The 2156-nt window shown below is 67.7% G+C and carries 3 protein-coding genes; all 3 read left to right on the forward strand.

The genetic code is table 11. The features are described 5' to 3' along the window. The first annotated feature begins 208 nt into the window (after positions 1-208). Positions 209-814, forward strand: a complete 606-nt coding sequence (locus G6019_RS15855) for a molecular chaperone DnaJ (protein WP_182613459.1) — start codon at positions 209-211, stop codon at positions 812-814. Continuing rightward, positions 811-1317 carry a class I SAM-dependent methyltransferase gene (locus tag G6019_RS15860; RefSeq protein WP_309230311.1) on the forward strand — a complete coding sequence of 169 codons (507 nt, stop codon included), beginning with the start codon at positions 811-813 and terminating at the stop codon, positions 1315-1317. The genes G6019_RS15855 and G6019_RS15860 overlap by 4 nt, the downstream gene beginning before the upstream one ends. 129 nt (positions 1318-1446) lie before the next feature. Then, positions 1447-2156 (forward strand): hypothetical protein (locus G6019_RS15865; RefSeq protein ID WP_375539773.1); only part of this gene is annotated, 710 nt, incomplete at its 3' end.

Raw genomic sequence — 2156 nt, forward strand, 5'->3', positions numbered from 1 at the left:
CTGGCTACCGCTCGCCGCGTCTGCGGGACCTGCCCCGCCATCGCCGCATGCATGCAACTTCGCGATCACTACCGGGGCCGCCGCAACGGGGTCGACGGGATCCTCGCCGGCCGCCCCGCCTCGGCACCGGCATACAACCGCAAGGAGACAAGATGAGCACCCCCGACCACGCCGTGCTCCGGGCCGAGGGCGACGAGAGGGCCGTCCTGTGAGTAGCTGGCCCGACTTCCTCACCGTGCGACCTGTCGAGCGTTGGCTCGGCCAGGAGACCGCGGAGCGGCGCCGGTCGCCGTTCTCGGCCCCGTGGTCGAGCACCCTGCAGTTGCTCGACGACGAGCTGCGGCACGCCCAGGCCGACGATGCCGTGCTCCAGGTGTGCATCCCGGAGGCCGACTTCGGTGTCCGCGGCTACCCGCTGGCTCACGCGAAGGCGTGGTCGCCCGGGGTCATCCTGTCGTTCAACGGATCCGAGGGCTCGCTGTCGTTCCCGTGCGACTCGTTCGAGCGGTGGCAGGACAACCTGCGGGCGATCGCCCTGACGATGGAGTCGCTGCGTCGCATCAACCGGTACGGCGTCGCCCAGTCGGGCGAGCAGTACCGCGGCTGGCGGGCGATCGAGAGCACGGCCACGACGATGACAGCGGACGAGGCGCGGGACCGGCTTTCGGAGATCGGCGGAGCCGTAGGCAACGAGACGGACAAGGGTCTAGTCAGGCGTGCCCGCGCCATCGCCCACCCTGACCGCCACGACGGCGACACCACCCGGTGGGACGAGGTCGCCGCTCTCGCCGCACTTCTGGGAGTGACCTTGTGACCGCCCCGGATCGTCAGCGTGACGGTGGCGAGATCGTCGCTCTGGACACGACCGCCGGCTCTCGAATGATGTGGTTTGACCACGACGACGAGCGTGCGATCTTCCTCGACAACCGGGTGGAGAGCACTGAGGTCTGCGATGGGCGAACAGTCCACATACGGCCGGGAGTGCAGGCCGACTTCCGAGAGCTGCCGTTCGCGGACGCCACCTTCCACCACGTCGTGTTTGACCCGCCCCACCTGAAGCGTCTCGGAAAGAACTCCTGGACGAGGACGAAGTACGGCGCACTGTTCCCCACGTGGCGCGACGATCTGACTGCGGGCTTCCTCGAATGCTTCCGTGTGCTCCGCCCGAATGGGACGTTGATCTTCAAGTGGAACGAGGACCAGATCCCCGTGGCTGAAGTGCTCGCTCTCACGCCTGAGCGTCCGCTCTATGGGCACCGCTCCGGCCGACAGAGCAGGACGCACTGGATCTGCTTCATGAAGCGAGCCACGCCGTGACCCCCGCTGAGCATCGGGCCGCGGCCGAGCAATCCCTACTCGACGCGTGGGGCGCCGCAGACCCCACTCCGGAACTGCTGCGTGGCCTCACCCACGCCGTACTCGCGCTCATAGAGGAGGCACCACCTCATGCCACGTAGCTACGCCACCTTCGGCCTGGACTACTTCGACGACCCCGCGGTCATCGCACTGTCGGCCGACGCCGACCGCGTCTACCTACGCCTCGTCGTCTCCCCAACCGTCTCCCAAGCCGGCACCGGACCCTGGCAACCCCGCCAGCTCATCCGGCAACTCCCGGACTTCGACGAGGACCGGCTCGTGGCCGCCGCTCGCGAGCTCGAACAGGCCCGGTTCGCCTACATCGACACCGACACAGAAGAGGTGTTCATCCGGCCCCTCATGCGCCGCGACGGCGTTGCCCAGAAGCCCAACGTGTTGGCCTCTGCGTGCCGCGCGGCACTCCTGGTGCGGTCCCGTCGACTACGCCCGCTCATCGGTGCGGAGCTCGCACGGATCGCCCGGGAGCGCTACGCCGACGACCCCGAGACTGTCCCCGCGGGAGAGAAGCTCAAGGGGTCGGCGCTGGCCTATCGGACCGCGCATATGGCCCTCCATCAGACGATGCCAGCTCTCGGGGGAACCGAATTGGACCCTTCCACCCGAACCGTTCAGAACGGTTCGGAATCGTTCACCGAGAACCATTCAGAACCGTTCAACGAGAACCATTCACCGAGAACCCCCGGTGGTAGTGGTGGTGGAGGTGGTAGGGGAAGGGTTACTACCGAAGGTGGTACAGGTGGGGAGGTCGCGCGCGAGCACGAGCCTCCCACCCGCCAGCA

This window comes from Dietzia sp. DQ12-76, assembly GCF_014145045.1.
Classification (GTDB): Bacteria; Actinomycetota; Actinomycetes; order Mycobacteriales; family Mycobacteriaceae; genus Dietzia.